Annotated in this window: 20 protein-coding genes; all 20 read left to right on the top strand. The window is 40.5% G+C overall.

The annotated features are described in order from the left end of the window. Positions 1-362 precede the first annotated feature (362 nt). The 20 genes from spoIIR to FSZ17_RS21935 all read left to right on the top strand — a co-directional run bounded on the left by spoIIR (position 363) and on the right by FSZ17_RS21935 (position 19,607). The gene (gene spoIIR / locus FSZ17_RS22030) at positions 363-1,091 is read left to right on the top strand and encodes a stage II sporulation protein R (protein WP_146846570.1); all 729 of its coding nucleotides are present in this window, start codon (positions 363-365) and stop codon (positions 1,089-1,091) included. Positions 1,092-1,219: 128 nt separating this feature from the next. Continuing rightward, on the top strand, positions 1,220-1,660 hold the full coding sequence (locus tag FSZ17_RS22025; RefSeq protein ID WP_057772822.1) for a GNAT family N-acetyltransferase: 441 nt from the start codon (positions 1,220-1,222) through the stop codon (positions 1,658-1,660). A 176-nt stretch (positions 1,661-1,836) separates the two neighbouring features. After that, on the top strand, positions 1,837-2,883 hold the full coding sequence (locus tag FSZ17_RS22020) for an L-threonylcarbamoyladenylate synthase (RefSeq protein WP_057772825.1): 1,047 nt from the start codon (positions 1,837-1,839) through the stop codon (positions 2,881-2,883). A gap of 301 nt (positions 2,884-3,184) precedes the next feature. Then, the gene (locus FSZ17_RS22015) at positions 3,185-3,634 is read left to right on the top strand and encodes a low molecular weight protein arginine phosphatase (RefSeq protein ID WP_057772827.1); all 450 of its coding nucleotides are present in this window, start codon (positions 3,185-3,187) and stop codon (positions 3,632-3,634) included. A 14-nt stretch (positions 3,635-3,648) separates the two neighbouring features. Further along, complete coding sequence (locus tag FSZ17_RS22010) at positions 3,649-4,944, top strand: methyl-accepting chemotaxis protein (RefSeq protein ID WP_057772829.1); 1,296 nt, start codon at positions 3,649-3,651, stop codon at positions 4,942-4,944. 248 nt (positions 4,945-5,192) lie between these two features. After that, positions 5,193-5,633 carry a ribose 5-phosphate isomerase B gene (gene rpiB, locus FSZ17_RS22005; RefSeq protein ID WP_057772831.1) on the top strand — a complete coding sequence of 147 codons (441 nt, stop codon included), beginning with the start codon at positions 5,193-5,195 and terminating at the stop codon, positions 5,631-5,633. A 143-nt stretch (positions 5,634-5,776) separates the two neighbouring features. Next, positions 5,777-6,310, top strand: a complete 534-nt coding sequence (locus tag FSZ17_RS22000) for a TIGR01440 family protein (protein ID WP_057773195.1) — start codon at positions 5,777-5,779, stop codon at positions 6,308-6,310. 163 nt (positions 6,311-6,473) lie between these two features. Continuing rightward, complete coding sequence (locus tag FSZ17_RS21995; protein WP_057772833.1) at positions 6,474-7,715, top strand: serine hydroxymethyltransferase; 1,242 nt, start codon at positions 6,474-6,476, stop codon at positions 7,713-7,715. A gap of 487 nt (positions 7,716-8,202) precedes the next feature. Next, complete coding sequence (gene upp / locus FSZ17_RS21990) at positions 8,203-8,832, top strand: uracil phosphoribosyltransferase (protein WP_057772835.1); 630 nt, start codon at positions 8,203-8,205, stop codon at positions 8,830-8,832. 525 nt (positions 8,833-9,357) lie between these two features. Beyond that, positions 9,358-11,598 carry a S8 family serine peptidase gene (locus FSZ17_RS21985; protein ID WP_057772837.1) on the top strand — a complete coding sequence of 747 codons (2,241 nt, stop codon included), beginning with the start codon at positions 9,358-9,360 and terminating at the stop codon, positions 11,596-11,598. A gap of 570 nt (positions 11,599-12,168) precedes the next feature. After that, positions 12,169-12,390, top strand: coding sequence for an AtpZ/AtpI family protein (locus tag FSZ17_RS21980; protein WP_057772839.1), 222 nt, complete (start codon positions 12,169-12,171; stop codon positions 12,388-12,390). Positions 12,391-12,396: 6 nt separating this feature from the next. After that, positions 12,397-12,768, top strand: coding sequence for an ATP synthase subunit I (locus tag FSZ17_RS21975; protein WP_057772841.1), 372 nt, complete (start codon positions 12,397-12,399; stop codon positions 12,766-12,768). 20 nt (positions 12,769-12,788) lie between these two features. Then, on the top strand, positions 12,789-13,502 hold the full coding sequence (gene atpB, locus FSZ17_RS21970; protein WP_057772842.1) for a F0F1 ATP synthase subunit A: 714 nt from the start codon (positions 12,789-12,791) through the stop codon (positions 13,500-13,502). Between the two features lie 77 nt (positions 13,503-13,579). Further along, complete coding sequence (gene atpE / locus FSZ17_RS21965; RefSeq protein ID WP_057773197.1) at positions 13,580-13,792, top strand: F0F1 ATP synthase subunit C; 213 nt, start codon at positions 13,580-13,582, stop codon at positions 13,790-13,792. A gap of 138 nt (positions 13,793-13,930) precedes the next feature. Beyond that, the gene (locus FSZ17_RS21960) at positions 13,931-14,449 is read left to right on the top strand and encodes a F0F1 ATP synthase subunit B (protein ID WP_057772844.1); all 519 of its coding nucleotides are present in this window, start codon (positions 13,931-13,933) and stop codon (positions 14,447-14,449) included. Further along, complete coding sequence (locus FSZ17_RS21955; RefSeq protein ID WP_057772846.1) at positions 14,446-14,982, top strand: F0F1 ATP synthase subunit delta; 537 nt, start codon at positions 14,446-14,448, stop codon at positions 14,980-14,982. Before FSZ17_RS21960 ends, FSZ17_RS21955 begins: the two co-directional genes overlap by 4 nt. A gap of 24 nt (positions 14,983-15,006) precedes the next feature. Beyond that, entirely contained in the window at positions 15,007-16,518 is a 1,512-nt protein-coding gene (gene atpA, locus FSZ17_RS21950; protein WP_057772848.1) for a F0F1 ATP synthase subunit alpha, read from the top strand. A 193-nt stretch (positions 16,519-16,711) separates the two neighbouring features. Then, positions 16,712-17,569 (top strand): F0F1 ATP synthase subunit gamma, encoded by an 858-nt coding sequence (locus FSZ17_RS21945; protein WP_057772850.1) that lies wholly within the window; start codon positions 16,712-16,714, stop codon positions 17,567-17,569. A 186-nt stretch (positions 17,570-17,755) separates the two neighbouring features. Then, entirely contained in the window at positions 17,756-19,177 is a 1,422-nt protein-coding gene (gene atpD, locus FSZ17_RS21940; protein ID WP_057772852.1) for a F0F1 ATP synthase subunit beta, read from the top strand. 22 nt (positions 19,178-19,199) lie between these two features. Further along, positions 19,200-19,607: a F0F1 ATP synthase subunit epsilon gene (locus FSZ17_RS21935; protein ID WP_057772854.1), complete on the top strand. Its 408-nt coding sequence runs from the start codon at positions 19,200-19,202 to the stop codon at positions 19,605-19,607. Positions 19,608-19,876 lie beyond the last annotated feature (269 nt).

Here is a 19,876-nt window from a genome sequence, read left to right as displayed (position 1 = left end):
ATTTTATTTGCTAGATTTATCCCGCATTAACGGGCAGTAAGATCCCCACCTCAAGATTGAGAGAGAAGCGAGGAAGATAGGTGGGGGAAACTGCCCGTAAAAGCCCGTAAAATGAACACAGACTAAAAGCGCCACATCGTGTGGCAACGTCTGCGTGACCCACTTCCTGTGGGCCGCAACTAACCATCCATCAGTGGGGGATGAAAGCCGACTAAGAACGCCACGTCCTGTGGCAACGTCGGCACTAGCACGTCCTGTGCGTCGAAAAAACCCCACTGATGGAAGTTTCACTTTATATGATTTTAATAGTTTAAGATTCTGCTTCTTTGTCCACAATGAGTTAGTGAAGGGGCGTGGCGGAATTGAAAACAAAAACAATTGTAAGATTATATATAATGATGTTAAGTATAGGAACGATTTTGAGTTTATATATACCGAAAACGGAAGTGGTGGCAAATGAACCACTTATTATTCCGAGTGAAGCGATTAGACTGCGAATTCTAGCTAATAGTGATAGAGAAGCTGATCAGGAATTAAAAAGGCGTATAAGGGATGCCGTAAATGCTGAAATTACCGAGTGGGTGGCAGAATTAACATCAATTGAAGAGGCAAGAAGATTGATTCGCTCTAGGCTACCGGAAATACAGAAAATAGCTGAGAATATTGTAGAGAAAGAAAAATTAACGCAAGCAGTGAAAATAGATTTTGGTAAAGTAGATTTTCCAACAAAGCTATACGGTGAATTCCTTTATCCTGCAGGGGAATATGAAGCAATTCTTATTACGCTTGGTGAAGGGAAAGGGGCGAACTGGTGGTGTGTATTATTCCCGCCACTATGCTTTCTAGATTTTTCAAACGGAGTAGCTGTAAGTGACGGATTTGAAGAAGATGACCAAACGTCCCAAACACAAACAATAAAAAGCCCAGCGGAAGTGAACGAGGATATCGATATAGTTGAAACAAAACAAGAAAAAAAGCCATCTAATCAAGAAACGATAAAGAAAGAAGCACCAGTTTTTGTTGATAACGATGAACAAGAGGTTGAAGTAAAGTTCTTCTTTAAAGAGCTTTGGGATAAAATATTTGAATAAATGATATTAGATAAAAATCTATTAAATGGCCCTCATAATGAAATAGATAATAGAAGAGTGAAAAATAGTTCTACTTTCCTTATTTCCTCATATTCATAGAATAGAATATAAAAAATGAGGTGGGATTGATGGAAGCTATCATTAAATGTGCAGGGCCAGAGGATGTTACAAGATTAGAATTGTTTTTGCAGAAGGCGAATTTAAGCACAGAGGGCATCCAGGAATCAATTGAATATTTTTTGATTATGGAAAATAATATGTCGGATTTGAAAGCGACAATTGGGATTGAGCCAATTGGGAAAATAGGTTTGCTTCGATCACTAGCAATAACGAAGGATGCATCTGAAAAGGAATTAATTCTTCTTTTTGAACAAATCCTAAAGTTGGCAAGAGATAAACAGCTAGAGACCTTATACCTTGCTTCTAATAAAAAGAACTCCATTGAGTTTTTTCAATTGCTTGGCTTTGTGCAGGAAACGTCAGACTTGCCTGCAGCACTCTATGAGTCAGAACATGTAAAGTATATTTTGACTGTGGATAACTCCTATTTCTTGAAATTATCCATCTGAATTGTGGGTATCTTGGCAAAGTTATTCACAATAAAGCTTTATCTATCCACAAATTGTGGATAATACTTGAGTTATCCTCCATCTTCTTTTATACTTTCAAAAGTAAATAACATAAAAATCGCGGGAATAAAGGACTAGGTTAAATTTTCCTAACGTGATTAATGAAGGTGGACAAAATGAACACGAAAAGATGGTCGGTGGATAAATATGTGGATGAACTCGAAAGATATCCACAAATTACACAAGCTGCTAACCTATTAATAAACAATGAAGTTGTTGCATTTCCAACCGAGACGGTATACGGATTAGGCGGAAATGCCGAAAATGATGACGCAGTTGCAAAAATTTTCACGGCAAAAGGAAGACCGAGCGATAATCCACTGATTATCCACATAGCTGAAGAAGTGCAGCTGCAGGATTTTGTCGAAGAAATACCTGAAAAGGCGAAACGATTAATGAAAGAATTCTGGCCTGGGCCGTTAACCCTTATTTTTAAAAAGAAAAACGGCAAGCTTTCAGATAAAGCAACAGCTGGATTATCTACAGTAGCTGTTCGAATGCCAGACCACCCGATAGCCCTTGCCGTTATTAAGCAAGCAGGTCTTCCGATTGCGGCTCCAAGTGCGAACCGCTCAGGAAGACCGAGCCCTACAACGGCAGAGCATGTATGGGAGGATCTAAATGAGAGAATTGGCGGGCTTATTGACGGAGGGCCTACTGGAGTTGGTGTGGAATCTACCGTATTGGATTGTACCGTAATGGTCCCAACCATATTAAGACCAGGTGGAATTACAAGGGAACAGCTTGAAGCAGTAATAGGGGCGGTAAATGTTGATCCAGCGCTTGTTGACACGGAGAAGGCACCAAAATCACCTGGGATGAAGTATCGCCATTACGCTCCCGACGCACCCCTTTATTTAGTAGAAGGATCGAAGGAATTCATTCAAAAGCTCGTGAATGAAAAAAGAAAAGAAGGTCTTTCCGTCGGAGTCTTAACAACGGAAGAAAATAGGGACTATTATAAAAGTGATTTTGTGTTTGCTTGTGGAAAACGTGCTGAGCTTGATACCGTTGCAAGTTCTTTATATGAAGCATTGAGGTATTTTAATAGTACGAAAGCCGATGTTATTTTTAGCGAAATGTTTTCAAATGATGGTGTCGGAAATGCAATTATGAACCGTCTGATGAAAGCAGCAGGACATCGTGTGATTAAAGGCTCATAAGGTGTCAGGCACCGCCAAAAGACATTTTGATCATATTGTTCGCGTGATGTGGACAAAGGTGTTGTATGAATATTATTTTTTTTATGTGGAAAGGGTCAAAATACCCTTTCTTTTTTTTCTAATTCCAGGTCTCAACTCTTAACTCTAAAAAATGATAATTGTTTTCTTACTAGATTTCATATTATTGTATAAAAACAAGTTGAACTTTGTAGAATTGTTGATAAAAAAGGAATAATTTTTCATATAGAGACTATTGTATCTAGGAGATATGTCTTATAATGAATAGGAAGGAGGCGCAGCTATGACTCATGTTTTATTTGTGTGTACAGGGAATACATGTCGGAGCCCGATGGCTGAAGCCATATTGAAAAGCAAGAAAATCCCTGGAGTTGAAGTGAAATCTGCAGGTGTATATGCATTTGATGGAAATGAAGCGTCTGTTAATACAAGAAGAGCATTAGAGGAACAAGGGTTAACTCTTAATCATCAGGCTACATTATTAAATGATAGTTTGGTGAATTGGACGACGTTTATTTTGACAATGACAAGGAGCCATAAGGAAGCGGTTATTAGCATGTTTCCAAGCGCCACAATGAAAACATTTACTTTGAAGGAATTTGCGGGAAAGAGCGGAAACGGCGATATTATCGATCCTTTTGGTGGGCCAATTGAGGTCTACAGAAATACCTTTAAGGATTTGAGTGAAACAATTTCTGATATCATGAATCGATTACAAAGCGAAAAGCCATAACTAGGGGGATAGCAATGGGAGAGAAGCATCGGTATAAATTTGGTTTGAGGAAGAAGCTTGTTCTTTTTATCACGATCTTAGCATTCATTACATACACAACAAGTGCATTCTTTATTTATATTCTATATCCGCTAATTAAGAAATCTTGGCCTGTTGACGAAGTTCTATTTACGATTATTACATTAAGTCTCGGGATTATTTGGTCGGGAATTTTAGCCTTTTTCGCGGCTGGCTTTATTATCAAGCCTTTACAAAAGCTAGAGAAAATGGCTTTAAAGGCGGCGCAGGGAGATATTCATGAAGATGTAGAATTGGCGAAAACGGATGATGAAATCCGCTCGCTTGGCGTTGCCTTCAATGATATGTTATCGAATTTAAGGCAAATGGTTCATCAAATTGACGAAAACTTCAGAGAGACAAATGATAAAGTCATTGCTATTTCAAAGGAATCTGCTATTGCAGCTGAACAAGCAGATTCCATTGCAAGAACGATTAACGAGATTTCCATAGGGGCTGACAATTCCGCTATTTCTATTCAGTCTACTGCTGAATCTGTAGAGGATGTCATTAGAATTGCGGAGGAAGTTCAGGAAAAGGCAAACGCTTCTGAAGTTGTGTCGAGAGAAATGGTTCAGGATCTTCATGAATCAAAGAAAATCATTCATTCTCTTGTTTCAGGAATCGAGAAACTTGCACAAGAAAATCAGGAGTCACTTCAAACTGTCATGCGTCTAGAGGAGAATGCGACAAAGGTTGAGCAAATCATCCAGCTTGTCGGTGATATTGCGGCCCAGACGAATCTTTTAGCCTTGAATGCATCCATTGAAGCAGCTCGAGCAGGGGAGCATGGAAAAGGCTTTGCTGTTGTAGCAGAGGAAGTAAGAAAGCTTGCTGACGAAAGTGCGAAGGCTGTACAAGGCATTTCGGAATTAATTGCAAACATCCAAGCTGAGGTTCAAAATGTTGTTAAGCAAATTTCCGAACAAGTAGAAACGGCTAACAGTGAGGCGAAAAAAGGAACAGAAACGAATACTGTGATCGAAGAGATGACGAAAACGGTCAATGAAATGGCATCATTCGTTTCTACCATTACGATTTTAGTAGATCGCCAAATGGAAAGCATTCAGCATACTTCTACGCAATCCCAAGAAGTGGCTGCTATTGCAGAGGAGACATCTGCTGGTGCACAAGAAGTTGCAACCGCAACAGATCAGCAAACGGCAGTAATGGCAAATGTTGAAAACCTTGCAATTGAATTAAAAGAGCAGGCTGAAAAATTAAAAAATACCATCACTAGATTTCAGATTTAATAGAGAGGAGGGCCTTCGATTTTTCGGAGGCTCTTTTCTGTATAAAAATGAAATCGACGACATTTTACATACAAGGTTGAGAGTAGATACTGATGATTGTTAATAAGAAGGTTTGAGTTTATTTTAGTACTAAAGTAAAATTGAAATATAGATGAAGTCTCTGCTAAGGAGATCGCATAAGAAAAACTAAGCTTAATGTCAAAATAATAGCAGGTGCTAGAAAGTTTACTTCATAGGAGGATTATGGAATGAAAGTTGCAATTGCTTCAGATCATGGCGGCGTTAATATTCGCGAAGAAATAAAGAATTTAATGAATGAAATGGGAATTGAATTTGAAGATTTTGGCTGTGAATGTGGAACTTCTGTCGATTATCCTGATTATGCATTGCCAGTCGCTCAAAAGGTAGCGAACGGTGAATTTGATAAAGGCATTCTCATTTGCGGTACTGGAATTGGCATGAGCATCGCGGCCAATAAGGTGAAAGGCATCCGCTGTGCGCTCGTGCATGATGTATTTAGTGCGAAAGCAACTCGTGAACATAATGACAGCAATATGCTCGCGATGGGTGAGCGTGTGATTGGTCCAGGTTTGGCACGCGAAATCGCGAAAGTATGGCTGACGACTGATTATGAAGGCGGACGTCACGAAAATCGTGTTGGGAAAATAAAAGCTTACGAAAATCAATAAAGTGAAACTTCCATCAGTGGGGGTCTTACTGCCCGTTAATCTGCGATAAAGTGAAATTTTTATCCGATAAAAGAGGAAGCTTCCGGAAAGGGTGAGCTTTTTTGAAAGAGTTAATCGAAACATGGGAAATACAGTTATCCAGCATGATTAGTGAATTTAGTGAACTGGTTCCTCTAAATGATAGGCATATTCTTGTCATTGGCTGCAGCACGAGTGAAGTGGCAGGGAAGAAAATCGGCACTGCTGGCACAGAGCAGGTGGCTGAGATGATTTTTTCCCAACTAAGGATACTAAGCGAGAAGACAGGTGTCGCACTTGCTTTCCAATGCTGTGAACATTTAAATCGTGCATTGGTTGTTGAAAGAAAAACAGCCTTGGAAAAACATTTAGATGAAGTCAGTGTTGTTCCTGTTCGTACCGCAGGCGGTGCAATGGCAACATATGCTTTTGAACATATGGCAGATCCCATTCTAGTTGAGCATATTAAGGCAGATGCAGGGATAGACATCGGCGATACTTTTATAGGCATGCATTTAAAGCATGTGGCAGTTCCGATTAGAGTTACACAGAAATCGTTAGGTGAGGCTCATGTCACGCTGGCAATGACAAGACCTAAGCTAATCGGCGGAGCTAGAGCTGTTTACGAAAGAAAAATGGAAAATAAAACCTGCAACTAAAAAAGTCTTTGTGTAATGCAAAGGCTTTTCTCTTTTAAATCATTAAAGCTAATTCAATCTCTTCTTTTCCCTAGTAAAACATGATAAGATATAGTGGAATTTTCAAAATAGAACCTTTATATATCTATTTGATATAGTTCGAGGAAAAAGGGAGGCTTTTAGGATGAAGCATTTAGCGAAACAAGATGAGCTAGTTTTCAACTCAATTCAAGATGAATTAGGGCGCCAAAGAGCAAAGATAGAATTAATTGCTTCTGAGAACTTTGTCAGTGAAGCAGTAATGGAAGCACAAGGTTCTGTACTTACGAATAAATATGCAGAGGGCTACCCAGCTAGACGCTATTACGGTGGCTGTGAGCATGTTGACGTAGTGGAGGATTTAGCTCGTGATCGAGCAAAAGAAATTTTTGGTGCAGATCATGTCAATGTTCAGCCGCACTCTGGTGCACAGGCAAATATGGCTGTGTATTACACGATCTTGGAGCATGGGGATACGGTTCTAGGTATGAATCTTTCTCATGGTGGCCACTTAACACATGGAAGCCCGGTCAATTTTAGTGGAGTTCAATATAACTTCGTTGAATATGGCGTTGATGAAAAGACTCATATGATCGATTATGATGTCGTCCTTGAAAAAGCACGCGAGCATAAACCGAAGTTAATCGTTGCAGGTGCAAGTGCTTATCCACGTGCGATTGATTTTAAACGCTTCCGTGAAATCGCTGATGAAGTCGGTGCTTATTTAATGGTAGACATGGCTCATATTGCTGGACTTGTTGCAGCTGGATTACATCAAAGCCCAGTCCCTTATGCAGACTTCGTTACGACTACAACACATAAAACTCTACGTGGTCCACGCGGAGGAATGATTCTTTGTAAAGAAGAATTTGCGAAGAAAATTGATAAATCTATTTTCCCTGGAATTCAAGGCGGTCCGTTAATGCATGTTATTGCAGCAAAAGCCGTTGCACTTGGTGAAGCTCTTCAAGAGGACTTCAAGACCTATGCGAGCAATGTCATTTCAAATGCAAAGCATTTAGCAGAAGGCTTGCAAAAAGAAGGACTTGATCTTGTTTCAGGTGGTACAGATAATCATCTTTTACTTGTTGACCTGCGCTCCCTTGGTTTAACAGGTAAAATTGCTGAAAAGGTTCTTGACGAAGTAGGCATTACTGTGAATAAAAATACAATTCCATACGATCCAGAAAGCCCATTCGTTACTAGCGGCGTTCGTATTGGTACTGCTGCAGTCACTTCCCGTGGCTTCGGTGAAAAGGAAATGGAAGAAATTGCATCCATCATTGCTTTCACACTTAAAAATTACGAAGACGAAGGCAAGCTTGAGGAAGCAAGAAATCGTGTAGTATCACTAACTAGCAACTTTACTTTATATCCTGAATATTAATACTAAAGGGTCTGACTTAGGTCAGATCCTTTTTTTAGCTAATCGGAAAGTTTAAGTTTATTAACGTATTAAAGTAAAGTGTGTTTTCAATAAAATATCTGCTAATAAGATCGCATAAGAAAAACTAAGGCATTCACCAAAAAGGACTTGGCGAACGCCAAGTTTTTCTAATGGAGGTTGCGGAAATAATGAGCAATGTGGCGGAAATAATAATGAAACTAGCGGATATATTTAAATTGTAGCGGATATTCTAGCAAAACTAGCGGATATCCGGGAGCTAAGAGATATTAAAGCAATAAATTTCCTTCATTAGCGCCTTAAACAAGACTTCTTTGACGATTCTTTTACAATTCAAATTGAAAGTTGCTCTGTTAAAATTTTTTCTGTAAAATTAGACGAAGTGCAAGTTAAGAAAATTGTCGAAGGAAGTATTTCTTTACTTATTAATATTGGGAAAATGAGTAAAATTGAAAAGGGGAGATTTTTCATGGCAAAGGTATACGTATTTGATCATCCATTAATTCAGCATAAGCTTACATACATTCGTGATAAGTCTACAGGAACGAAGGATTTTCGTGAATTGGTCGATGAAGTAGCAACTTTAATGGCATTTGAAATTACAAGGGATATGTCATTGGAAGAGGTTGAAATCGAAACACCGGTTAGCCCAATGAAATCTAAAGTTCTTTCTGGCAAAAAGATCGGGATTATCCCGATTTTACGAGCTGGAATTGGAATGGTTGATGGGATTTTGAAACTGATCCCTGCGGCAAAGGTAGGTCATATCGGTTTATACCGTGATCCGAAAACATTAAAGCCTATTGAATATTATGTGAAGCTCCCTAGCGATGTGGAAGAAAGAGATTTTATCGTTGTTGATCCGATGCTTGCAACAGGTGGATCTGCGGTGGAAGCGATCAATTCTTTGAAAAAGCGCGGTGCTAAACATATTAAATTTATGTGCTTAGTAGCTGCTCCAGAAGGAGTCGAGGTATTAAAGGAAGCTCATCCTGATGTAGATATCTTTATCGCAGCTCTAGACGAAAAGTTAAATGATCATGGCTATATTGTACCTGGTCTAGGTGACGCAGGAGACCGTTTATTTGGTACAAAATAAAGTGAAACTTCCATAAGTGGGGGTTTTTCGAAGCACAGGACGTGCTAGTGCCGACGTTGCCACAGGACGTGGCGTTCTTAGTCGGTATTCATCCCCCACTTATGGTTAGTTGCGGCCCACAGGAAGTGGGTCACGCAGACGTTGCCACACGATGTGGCGCTTTTAGTCTGTGTTCATTTTATGTGCCTTTACGGGCAGTTGATCCCCCACTTAGGTTTCATTGATTCTCTCGCAACCTTGTAGTGGGGGTCTTACTGCCCGTTAATCTGCGATAATTTTAGAATATAGAAATCAAACTGGTCCTATTTTTTAAGGGCCAGTTTTTTTCTTAAGTCTAGCTTTTCCTGTGTACAAATGAAATTGTCGTCGGATTCGTTGAGCAAACCTTGATGTACGAAGTAATCACCAGCGCAGCGAAATGAAACCGACGACATTTTACAACTAGGTTGAGAGCAATACTCATAATTGTTTCTTATGTATAAATATCCTCCATTAAGACACCCTAAGCCAAAAAGGGTGATTTTTATGCAAAAACTTATCACAATCTCAACACTCTTCCTACTATTGTTACTTCAGCCATCTGCACATGCACGAACCCTTCATCACCCTCCCCTTCCAAAAGAATCCGCAGATATCGAAAAAGTATCGATTATTCTATTAAATAAAGAAAAAAGCGAACAAGAAATTAGACAATTCATTCGTTCCACTCCTAATCTAGAATTAAGGCATATTTACAAATACGCGATTAATGGCTTTTCAGTGAAAGGCAAGCAATCTGACATTGATAAGCTTTCTAATCTTGCAGGAGCAACAGATTCTCCTGTTCATACATATCAAGTTCACGCTGAAGAAAGCATCAAAATGATCGGAGCTGAAGAAGTTAGAGGTTTATTTGATGCGAAAAACCAAAGATTAACGGGTAAAGGAATAAAGGTGGGAGTGATCGACACAGGAATTGACTACACACATCCAGATTTAAGAATCAATTACGGGGGAGGACATGATTTAGTAAACGGGGATAATGACCCGATGGAGACAACTGAGAGAGAGGGAGAGAGCACGCTTCATGGAACACATGTTGCTGGTATTATAGCGGCAAACGGCAAAATCAAAGGGGTAGCTCCTGAAGCTACCATAATTGCTTACCGGGCACTTGGTCCAGGTGGAAACGGAACGACAGAGCAAGTGATTGCCGCGATTGATCAAGCAATAAAGGATCAAGTGGATATTTTGAATCTATCGCTTGGAAATAATGTGAACGGACCGGATCTTCCGATAAGTATGGCTTTAAATAAAGCAGTAGAAAAGGGAATTACCGCCGTAACTTCTTCAGGAAATTCTGGACCAAATACCTGGACGGTTGGATCACCAGGCACGGCCTCTAAAGCGATCTCGGTAGGTGCTTCCACTCCTACGCTGAACATTGCCTATTTAGAAGCAGCTGGGAAGAAGTTTAGGCTTGAACCGCTCCAAGGATCAGTCGAATGGGATTTCAATAAATCATATGAAATCATGTTCGCTGGTTTAGGAAGTAAAGAGGAATTGAAGGATGCTAATGGAAAAATTGTGTTGCTTGAAAGAGGCGAGCTAACGTTTACCGAAAAGGCGATAAATGCTTACGAGGCGGGAGCAATTGCCGTTATTATCTACAATAATACGAAAGGGGCATTTTTCGGTAATTTAGAGAAGGGGGTTTCGATTCCTGTTACGGCCGTGTCTAAAGCAAATGGGGAGAAGCTAAAAAAGGAATTGACCAATAAGATGCAGTTTGCAAGGACTTATATAATAGAAGAAAAGGATGTTCTTGCAGATTTTAGCTCCCGAGGTCCTGTCACCTCTACATGGGAGATTAAACCTGATGTCCTAGCTCCTGGAGTCGCGATTAACAGTACTGTTCCAGGAGGGTACTTACCTTTGCAGGGAACAAGCATGGCCGCACCACATGTTGCAGGTGCATGTGCTCTCATTAAGCAAGCTCATCCTGATTGGGGTCCCGAAAAAATTAAAGCTGCCCTTATGAACACTGCAAAGCCGCTGTTAAACAAAAAAGGAGAGCCTTATCGAACCTTTGAGCAGGGTGCCGGCAGGATCCAAATCGAGAAAGCTTTAAAGACAAACACGCTTGTGTTGCCGGCCTCTCTTCAATTTGGAAAGTTTCAGCTTTCTGACCGGCTTCATGAGCATAGTGGATTTGTTACAATTGAAAATATCGGGTTAAAAGCACAGAACTACGCATTCTCCATTCCGCGTGCAGAGAAAGGATTAAGCTGGAGACTGCCTCTCCCCCTTTATTTAAAACCGGGGGAGAAAAAAAGAGTTGAAATCAAATTATCCGTAGATCCCCATCTATTAGACAAAAAAATTTATGATGGCACACTTATTCTGAATGCAGGCGCAGAGAAAATAATGCTTCCTTACCTATATGTACTTGAAGAACCAGATTATCCAAGAGTAATGGGATTTGGAATTGGGAAAGGCGATCAAAAGCAAACCTATCGGTACGAGGTTTATTTACCGGGAGGTGCAGAGGAATTCGGAATTGCTATGTTTGACTATGATAGTCTTCGATTTATTGGCTTTCTAGACTGGAAAAGAAATGTTGGTAAAGGAGAGCTAAAGCAAGAGATTAAAAGTGAACAGCTTCCAAGGCCGGGATTGTATGTCATAAAGGTATTCGCAAAAAAGGCCGGAAAGGAAGACGCACTTGAATCGTTTCTGGTTATTCAGTCAAATGGGCAACTGGCTGAACAGCATGACCAAAAATAGATTATCGCAGATTAACGGGCAGTAAGACCCCCACTACAAGGTTGCGAGAGAATCAAAGAAACCTAAGTGGGGGATCAACTGCCCGTAAAATGAGCACAGACTAAAAGCGCCACATCGTGTGGCAACGTCTGCGTGACCCACTTCCTGTGGGCCACAACTAACCATCAGTGGGGGATGAAAGCCGACTAAGAACGCCACGTCCTGTGGCTACGTCAGCACTAGCACGTCCTGTGCGTCGAAAAACCCCCACTAATGGAAGTTTCACTTTATCAGCTATTGAAAATGGGATGAGGCAAAAAGCGCATTCCATTTTCAATAGGTTAGTAAAATTAAATTGTGATCAAACTGTGAACGTACCAAATTTTAGCCTTTTTGTTAGTGACTTTTTTCACTACAAACACATTGACATTGACAAGTCCCTATTGTATGCTTACAAAGGGTATAAGATGATAGGGTTTTCATAATCTTTTTGCAGTTATTATTCCCGAATCTGCATGTTCTAATATTGGAAAAGCAGAACCTCAAAACTCACTTACCATTCTCCTATTTTTTTAGAGAGGATGCGTTATGATGCGTCAAAAAAACCGCAACCTAATCCAAGCTATGGGTTTAATGTCAGCAATTCTTTCACAATTAGTAGGATCCATCCTAATCGGCATTTTCTCAGGAAGATGGCTAGATCGGTATGCGGGTACCGAGCCGCTGTTTCTAATAATCGGCTTACTGCTCGGATTGGCAGTGGGAATATTCGCTATGCTTCGCTTGATTCAACATTTCTTCACAGGAGAATAATTAAAGATGTCAGATTTAAAAACCATGTATGTTCGCCAACGCAAGTACATATTTTTGCTGTTGTCTTTTTATGTTCTCGGCTGGGGATTCACGTCTTACCAATCTATCTTTCTAGGGTTAATACTGGGTACAGTAATGAGCCTCTATAATTTGTGGTTAATGACGAGGAAGACAGAGCAATTTGGAGCAGCAGTAGAAAAGGGAGAAAAGGTTCGTTCTCTTGGAACGGCTTCAAGAATGGCAACGGCAGTGTTAGCTGTTATGATTGCTATGAAATTTCCAGAACATTTTCATCTTATCAGTGTAGTATTTGGATTAATGACATCCTATATCGTCATTATGATAGATTTTTTTCTTCAGACATTTTTACGTAAATAGCAGGAAGAGAGGTGAAAAATATGCAACATGGAGCTCCTATACGTGAGTTTATGGGCTTAACCTTTAACTTAGGGAATATTATGATGATTACAATTGCAAGTGCCATTGTCTTTATCATTGCTGTTCTTTCTACTCGTCGTCTTGCTATGAAGCCAACGGGTATGCAAAACTTTTTCGAATGGGTAATGGACTTTGTCAAAAATATTATTAATAGTGCTATGGATTGGAAAGATGGAGGAAGATTCCATATTCTTGGTATCACATTAATCATGTATATCTTTGTTTCCAACATGCTTGGTCTTCCTTTCTCAATTTCTTACAATGGGGAATTGTGGTGGAAATCGCCAACAGCAGATCCAGCAATAACCTTGACATTATCAGTCATGGTTGTGGCATTAACGCATTTTTATGGTATTAAGGCCAAAGGAGCGGGAGCTTACGGGCGAGAATTCTTGAAGCCTTTCTGGATAATGTCCCCTATTAAAATTATTGAGGAATTTGCAAACGCCCTCACATTAGGCTTGCGTCTTTACGGAAATATTTATGCTGGGGAGATTTTGCTTTCATTATTAGTTGTAGATCTTGCGGGTAGTGGATGGGTTGGCAAAATTTCGGCCATTCTCCCAACAATTGCATGGCAAGGATTTTCAATCTTTATCGGTGCAATCCAAGCGTTTATCTTCTGTATGTTATCTATGGTTTATATGGCACACAAAGTGAGCCGTGACCATTAATATATAACTGTTCATTTACTGAACAAACACAAATTAAAAAATTTATTATACAATTCAAGGAGGAAATTAGAATGAGTTTGGGTGTATTAGCAGCAGCAATCGCAGTTGGTTTAGCAGCACTAGGTGCTGGTATTGGTAACGGTCTTATTATTTCTAAAACAGTTGAAGGTATGGCTCGTCAGCCAGAAGCTCGCGGTATGCTTCAAACAACAATGTTTATTGGTGTAGGTTTAGTTGAGGTATTACCAATCATCGCTGTCGTTATCGCGTTCATGGTAGTTGGACAGTAATTCCTTGATACACAATTTGAAAATGGCGAAGATCATTCCATGAGAACCTTCGCCATTCCTTTATGTATTACAATGAAATGTTTTAAAGAATAGATGATTTTTCTTAAGTGAACGACTCTTGAAGGGAGTGAATCGAGGGTGTTATTGAACAGTTTTGTTTTAGGTTCATCAACCGGTTTTAACGGTGGGGATATGATATACCAGCTAATCGCTTTTATCATATTATTACTTCTTCTTAAAAAATTCGCTTGGGGTCCTCTGATGGGTGTTATGAAACAGCGTGAAGACCATATTGCAGGTGAAATTGAAGCGGCTGAACAAAGTCGTGAAGAAGCGAAAAAGCTTTTAGAAGAGCAAAGAAGCCTTTTAAAAGAAGCCCGTACAGAGGCACAAGGATTAATTGAAGGTGCGAAGAAGCAAGGCGATGTGCAGCGTGAGGAAATCATTGTAGCAGCACGTGCTGAGTCAGAACGCTTAAAGGAATCTGCTAAGCTTGAAATCGAACAGCAAAAGGAAAAAGCTGTTGCGGCCATTCGCGAGCAGGTAGCTTCTCTATCTGTCTTAATTGCTTCGAAGGTTATTGAGAAGGAATTAAGTACAGAGGATCAAGAAAAGCTGATTAACGAATATATTCAAGAGGCAGGAGAAGGCCGATGACAGGCTCTACAGTAGCAAAGCGCTATGCGTTGGCTCTTTTCCAGCTTGCACAGGAACACCAGCTTCTGAACCAAATGGAAGAAGAGCTCCGTGTAGTTAAGGATGTAGTAAATCAAAACTCTGATTTAAATGCAGTATTGAAATCTCCGAAGCTTCCAATTGCGAAGAAAAAAGAGATTTTAAAAGGTGCATTTGAATCTGTTAGCACTTACGTGTTAAATACATTAATGTTATTAATTGATCGCCACCGTGAGGATCATATTTCTGATGTGGCTGATTATTTTATAAGCCTTGCGAATGACGAAAGAGGCATTGCAGAGGCAAAAGTTTATTCCATCCGCCCACTAACAGAGGCGGAGAGTGAAGCATTATCTGCATCATTTGCAGCTAAAGTTGGAAAAAAATCACTTCGTGTTGACAATATTGTTGATTCTAATTTACTGGGCGGCATCAAGCTTCGTATCGGAAACCGAATTTTCGACGGCAGCTTGCGCGGTAAGCTAGATCGTCTAGAACGTCAATTGTTAGGCTAAGATTCGTAGATAGGGGTGAAACTCATGAGCATCAAAGCTGAAGAAATCAGTGCGCTGATAAAAAAGCAAATCGAAAACTATCAGTCGGAAATTCAAGTGAGTGATGTAGGTACGGTTATCTCAGTAGGTGACGGTATCGCTCGTGCTCATGGCCTCGACAATGTCATGGCTGGAGAACTTATTGAATTTTCAAACGGCGTTATGGGTATGGCACAAAACCTTGAAGAAAATAACGTCGGTATCATTATTTTAGGACCATTCACAGAAATTCGTGAAGGCGATGAAGTTCGCCGTACAGGACGCATCATGGAGGTTCCGGTTGGGGAAGAGTTAATCGGACGCGTGGTAAATCCACTTGGACAGCCTGTTGATGGTATGGGTCCAATTAATACAACTAAAACACGTCCTATTGAAGCATTAGCACCAGGTGTTATGGATCGTAAATCTGTACACGAGCCGCTTCAAACGGGAATTAAAGCGATTGACGCATTAGTGCCAATCGGACGCGGACAACGTGAGTTAATCATCGGTGACCGTCAAACAGGTAAAACTTCTGTTGCAATCGATACGATCTTGAACCAAAAGGATCAAGATATGGTTTGTATCTACGTTGCTATCGGACAGAAAGAATCAACTGTTCGTAACGCAGTTGAAATGCTTCGTAAGCATGGTGCATTAGATTACACAATCGTTGTAACTGCTTCTGCATCACAGCCAGCTCCATTATTATTCTTAGCTCCTTATGCTGGGGTAACAATGGGTGAAGAGTTCATGTACAATGGCAAGCACGTTCTTGTTGTGTATGATGACTTAACAAAACAAGCGTCTGCTTATCGTGAGCTTTCATTATTATTACGTCGTCCTCCAGGCCGTGAAGCTTATCCAGGGGATGTATTCTACTTACACAGCCGTCTTTTAGAGCGTGCTGCTAAGTTAAGTGATGCTAAAGGCGCAGGTTCCATTACTGCATTGCCATTTATCGAAACACAAGCAGGTGACGTTTCTGCTTATATCCCAACAAACGTTATTTCCATTACTGATGGACAAATCTTCTTGCAGTCAGATCTTTTCTTCTCCGGTGTTCGTCCGGCGATTAACGCAGGTCTTTCTGTATCACGTGTAGGTGGATCCGCACAAATTAAAGCGATGAAAAGTGTTGCAGGTACATTACGTCTTGACCTTGCTTCTTACCGTGAGCTAGAATCATTTGCCCAATTCGGTTCTGATCTAGATAAAGCAACACAAGCGAAATTAAATCGTGGTGCTCGTACAGTAGAGGTACTTAAACAAGATCTTAATAAGCCGTTAAAAGTAGAGAAGCAAGTTGCCATTCTCTATGCACTTACTCGCGGCTTCTTAGATGATATTCCTGTACAGGATATTCGTCGTTTCGAATCTGAGTTCCTTTCATGGTTAGACCACAACCGCAAAGAGTTGTTAGACCATATCGCTACAACGAAAGTGCTTCCAGCTGATGAGGATATGGGTGCTGCAATTAACGACTTTAAGAAATCATTCGCAGTATCTGAAAAATAAGATAATACTTTATTTAAATAATAGGCCAAGAAAAAAGATTAGAAGAAACAATTTGCAACCTGATTCCTTCTAATCTCCTCTCTGGCTTCTGATATTTAAAATGATCTTATTTTTTGGTCTGACAATAGGAAAGCTAGCAGTTCCTACTAGGTGCTGCGTGCTGACATTCTTTGAAAAAGGGTGGTGAGAACCTGTGGCATCATTACGCGATATAAAATCTCGTATTACTTCTACGAAGAAAACGAGCCAAATTACAAAAGCAATGCAAATGGTATCTGCTGCGAAAATGAGCCGTGCAGAAATAAATGCTAAGTCATTTGTTCCCTACATGGAAAAGATTCAGGAGGTTACTGCTTCTATTGCGTTAGGAAGTAAGGATGTATCCCATCCAATGCTAACGAGCCGTCCAGTTAAAAAGACCGGCTATCTCGTTATCACTTCTGACCGTGGTCTTGCTGGAGCTTTTAACAGTAACGTCTTAAGGCATGTATACCAAACCATTAAAAGTCGCCATAAATCAAATGATGAGTATGCAATCATTGCAATCGGCCGTAATGGACGTGATTTCTTCAGAAAACGTGGCATGAATGTCATTCTTGATATTGTCGCCGTTGCTGATCAACCAGAGTTTGCTGAGATTAAAGACATTTCGAGCAAAACGGTTGGAATGTTTACAGATGAAACATTTGATAAATTATATATGTACTATAACCACTATGTCAGTGCGATTCAACAGGATGTAACGGAGAAGAAGTTGCTTCCGTTAACGGATATCTCCTCTTCTACAAAGCTTACATCTTATGAATTTGAACCGTCTGCTGAAGAAATTCTAGAAGTATTGCTTCCTCAATATGCTGAAAGCTTAATTTACGGAGCACTTTTAGACAGTAAAGCATCTGAGCATGCTGCAAGGATGACGGCTATGAAGAGTGCCACGGATAATGCGAATGAGCTTATTAACTCTCTAAGCCTTAGCTACAACCGTGCTCGTCAGGCAGCCATCACTCAAGAAATTACTGAAATCGTTGGTGGAGCAGCTGCATTAGAATAATTCGAAACATAATTGCTGGATGAGGCTCAGGGCCAACGAAACCCTGTGCTTCTCTTAAGAATATGAAAATCATTTTTACCATGTGGTTGAGACAATAGAGTTGGAAAAAGTGGTCAACACAAAAGCTGATCACTTCAAATCCGATATCTGACCACTCGTCTCTAGAAATTGTTAGGAGGGAAAAAGATGAACAAAGGACGCGTTCTTCAAGTCATGGGTCCAGTTGTTGACGTAAAGTTCGAAAGCGGACAACTTCCTGAGATCTATAATGCATTGACGATCGTTAATAAAGCGCGTAACGAATCTGAAGTTGACATCAACTTAACCCTTGAAGTTGCCCTTCATTTAGGTGATGATACAGTTCGTACCATTGCGATGGCTTCAACTGACGGCTTAACTCGCGGCAGTGAAGTAGTAGACACTGGTGCTCCTATCTCTGTACCTGTTGGGGATGTAACACTTGGTCGTGTATTTAACGTATTAGGTGAAAATATCGACCTTGATGCTCCACTTCCAGCAGATGCTCGTCGTGATTCCATCCACAGAGAAGCACCGAAATTTGAGCAATTATCAACTGAAGTTGAAATTCTTGAAACTGGAATTAAAGTAGTAGACCTTCTTGCTCCATATATTAAAGGTGGAAAAATCGGTCTATTCGGTGGTGCCGGTGTAGGTAAAACCGTTTTAATCCAGGAATTAATTAATAACATCGCTCAAGAGCACGGCGGTATTTCTGTATTCGCTGGTGTAGGTGAGCGTACTCGTGAAGGTAACGACCTTTATCATGAAATGACAGATTCAGGCGTTATTAAGAAAACTGCGATGGTATTCGGTCAGATGAACGAGCCGCCTGGTGCACGTATGCGTGTTGCCCTGACAGGACTAACAATGGCTGAATATTTCCGTGATGAGCAAGGCCAAGACGTATTATTCTTCATGGATAATATCTTCCGTTTCACGCAAGCAGGTTCTGAGGTTTCTGCGTTATTAGGCCGTATGCCTTCAGCGGTAGGTTACCAGCCAACTCTTGCAACGGAAATGGGTAAATTACAAGAGCGTATCACGTCTACAAACGTTGGTTCTGTAACATCGATCCAAGCGATCTACGTACCAGCCGATGACTATACGGATCCGGCTCCTGCAACAACTTTCGCTCACTTAGATGCGACAACAAACCTTGAGCGTAAGCTTTCTGAGATGGGTATCTACCCTGCGGTGGATCCTCTTGCTTCAACTTCTCGTGCGTTATCACCAGAAATCGTTGGAGAAGAGCACTACTCAGTTGCTCGTCAAGTTCAATCAACTTTACAACGATATAAAGAATTACAAGATATTATCGCGATCCTAGGTATGGATGAGCTTTCAGATGATGATAAGCTTATCGTTCACCGTGCGCGTCGTATTCAGTTCTTCTTATCACAAAACTTCCACGTTGCTGAACAGTTCACTGGTCAGCCAGGTTCATACGTACCTGTAAAAGAAACTGTTAATGGTTTCAAAGAAATTCTTGAAGGAAAATATGACCACCTTCCAGAAGATGCATTCCGTCTCGTAGGTAGAATCGAAGAGGTTATCGAGAGTGCAAAGAATATGGGCGTAGAGGTTTAATTTCGGACCAGGAGGGTAAAAAATGAAGACGATTAAAGTCAGTGTTGTTACTCCCGATGGCCCGGTGTATGAATCAGATGTGGAAATGGTAAGCACGAAAGCTCAAAGCGGTGAGCTTGGTATTTTACATGGTCACATTCCAATGGTTGCACCGTTACAAATTGGAGCCGTCCGTTTGAAAAACGGCGGAAAAACAGATTTAGTAGCAGTAAGCGGCGGCTTATTAGAAGTTCGCCCTGACAAAGTAACGATTTTAGCACAATCAGCTGAAAAAGCAGATGACATTGATGTCGATCGTGCGAACCGTGCGAAAGAACGTGCGGAACAGCGCTTGAGTGATCAAAAGCGTGATAACATCGATTTCAAACGAGCAGAACTTGCTCTTCAGCGTGCAGTCAATCGTATCCACGTTTCAGAAAAGCATTTTTAATAAGCGATCAAACACTTCTCAGCGATTTGCTGGGAGGTGTTTTTTATTTTAGATGAAAAAATGATCACTGAATACGATAAAGATGAAAAGTCGAATGATCCTGTATTTGAGGAAAGAGGGAGAAAGCGGTCACATAGAAGAGCCGAATGATCCCGAATTTGAGGAAAGAGAGAGAAAGCGGTCACATAGAAGAGTCGAATGATCCCGAATTTGAGGAAAGAGAGAGAAAGCGGTCACATAGAAGAGCCGAATGATCCCGAATTTGAGGA

The organism is Cytobacillus dafuensis, assembly GCF_007995155.1.
GTDB lineage: Bacteria > Bacillota > Bacilli > Bacillales > Cytobacillaceae > Cytobacillus > Cytobacillus dafuensis.
This window is presented reverse-complemented; position numbering and strand designations above follow the sequence as displayed.

Excerpts from the sequence above, each read along its gene's own strand:
- FSZ17_RS22025 (WP_057772822.1), top strand. The coding sequence starts at position 1,220 with ATGGAAGCTATCATTAAATGTGCAGGGCCAGAGGATGTTACAAGATTA.
- FSZ17_RS22020 (WP_057772825.1), top strand. The coding sequence starts at position 1,837 with ATGAACACGAAAAGATGGTCGGTGGATAAATATGTGGATGAACTCGAA.
- FSZ17_RS22015 (WP_057772827.1), top strand. The coding sequence starts at position 3,185 with ATGACTCATGTTTTATTTGTGTGTACAGGGAATACATGTCGGAGCCCG.
- FSZ17_RS22010 (WP_057772829.1), top strand. The coding sequence starts at position 3,649 with ATGGGAGAGAAGCATCGGTATAAATTTGGTTTGAGGAAGAAGCTTGTT.
- rpiB (WP_057772831.1), top strand. The coding sequence starts at position 5,193 with ATGAAAGTTGCAATTGCTTCAGATCATGGCGGCGTTAATATTCGCGAA.
- FSZ17_RS22000 (WP_057773195.1), top strand. The coding sequence starts at position 5,777 with ATGATTAGTGAATTTAGTGAACTGGTTCCTCTAAATGATAGGCATATT.
- FSZ17_RS21995 (WP_057772833.1), top strand. The coding sequence starts at position 6,474 with ATGAAGCATTTAGCGAAACAAGATGAGCTAGTTTTCAACTCAATTCAA.
- upp (WP_057772835.1), top strand. The coding sequence starts at position 8,203 with ATGGCAAAGGTATACGTATTTGATCATCCATTAATTCAGCATAAGCTT.
- FSZ17_RS21985 (WP_057772837.1), top strand. The coding sequence starts at position 9,358 with ATGCAAAAACTTATCACAATCTCAACACTCTTCCTACTATTGTTACTT.
- FSZ17_RS21980 (WP_057772839.1), top strand. The coding sequence starts at position 12,169 with ATGCGTCAAAAAAACCGCAACCTAATCCAAGCTATGGGTTTAATGTCA.
- FSZ17_RS21975 (WP_057772841.1), top strand. The coding sequence starts at position 12,397 with ATGTCAGATTTAAAAACCATGTATGTTCGCCAACGCAAGTACATATTT.
- atpB (WP_057772842.1), top strand. The coding sequence starts at position 12,789 with ATGCAACATGGAGCTCCTATACGTGAGTTTATGGGCTTAACCTTTAAC.
- FSZ17_RS21955 (WP_057772846.1), top strand. The coding sequence starts at position 14,446 with ATGACAGGCTCTACAGTAGCAAAGCGCTATGCGTTGGCTCTTTTCCAG.
- atpA (WP_057772848.1), top strand. The coding sequence starts at position 15,007 with ATGAGCATCAAAGCTGAAGAAATCAGTGCGCTGATAAAAAAGCAAATC.
- atpD (WP_057772852.1), top strand. The coding sequence starts at position 17,756 with ATGAACAAAGGACGCGTTCTTCAAGTCATGGGTCCAGTTGTTGACGTA.
- FSZ17_RS21935 (WP_057772854.1), top strand. The coding sequence starts at position 19,200 with ATGAAGACGATTAAAGTCAGTGTTGTTACTCCCGATGGCCCGGTGTAT.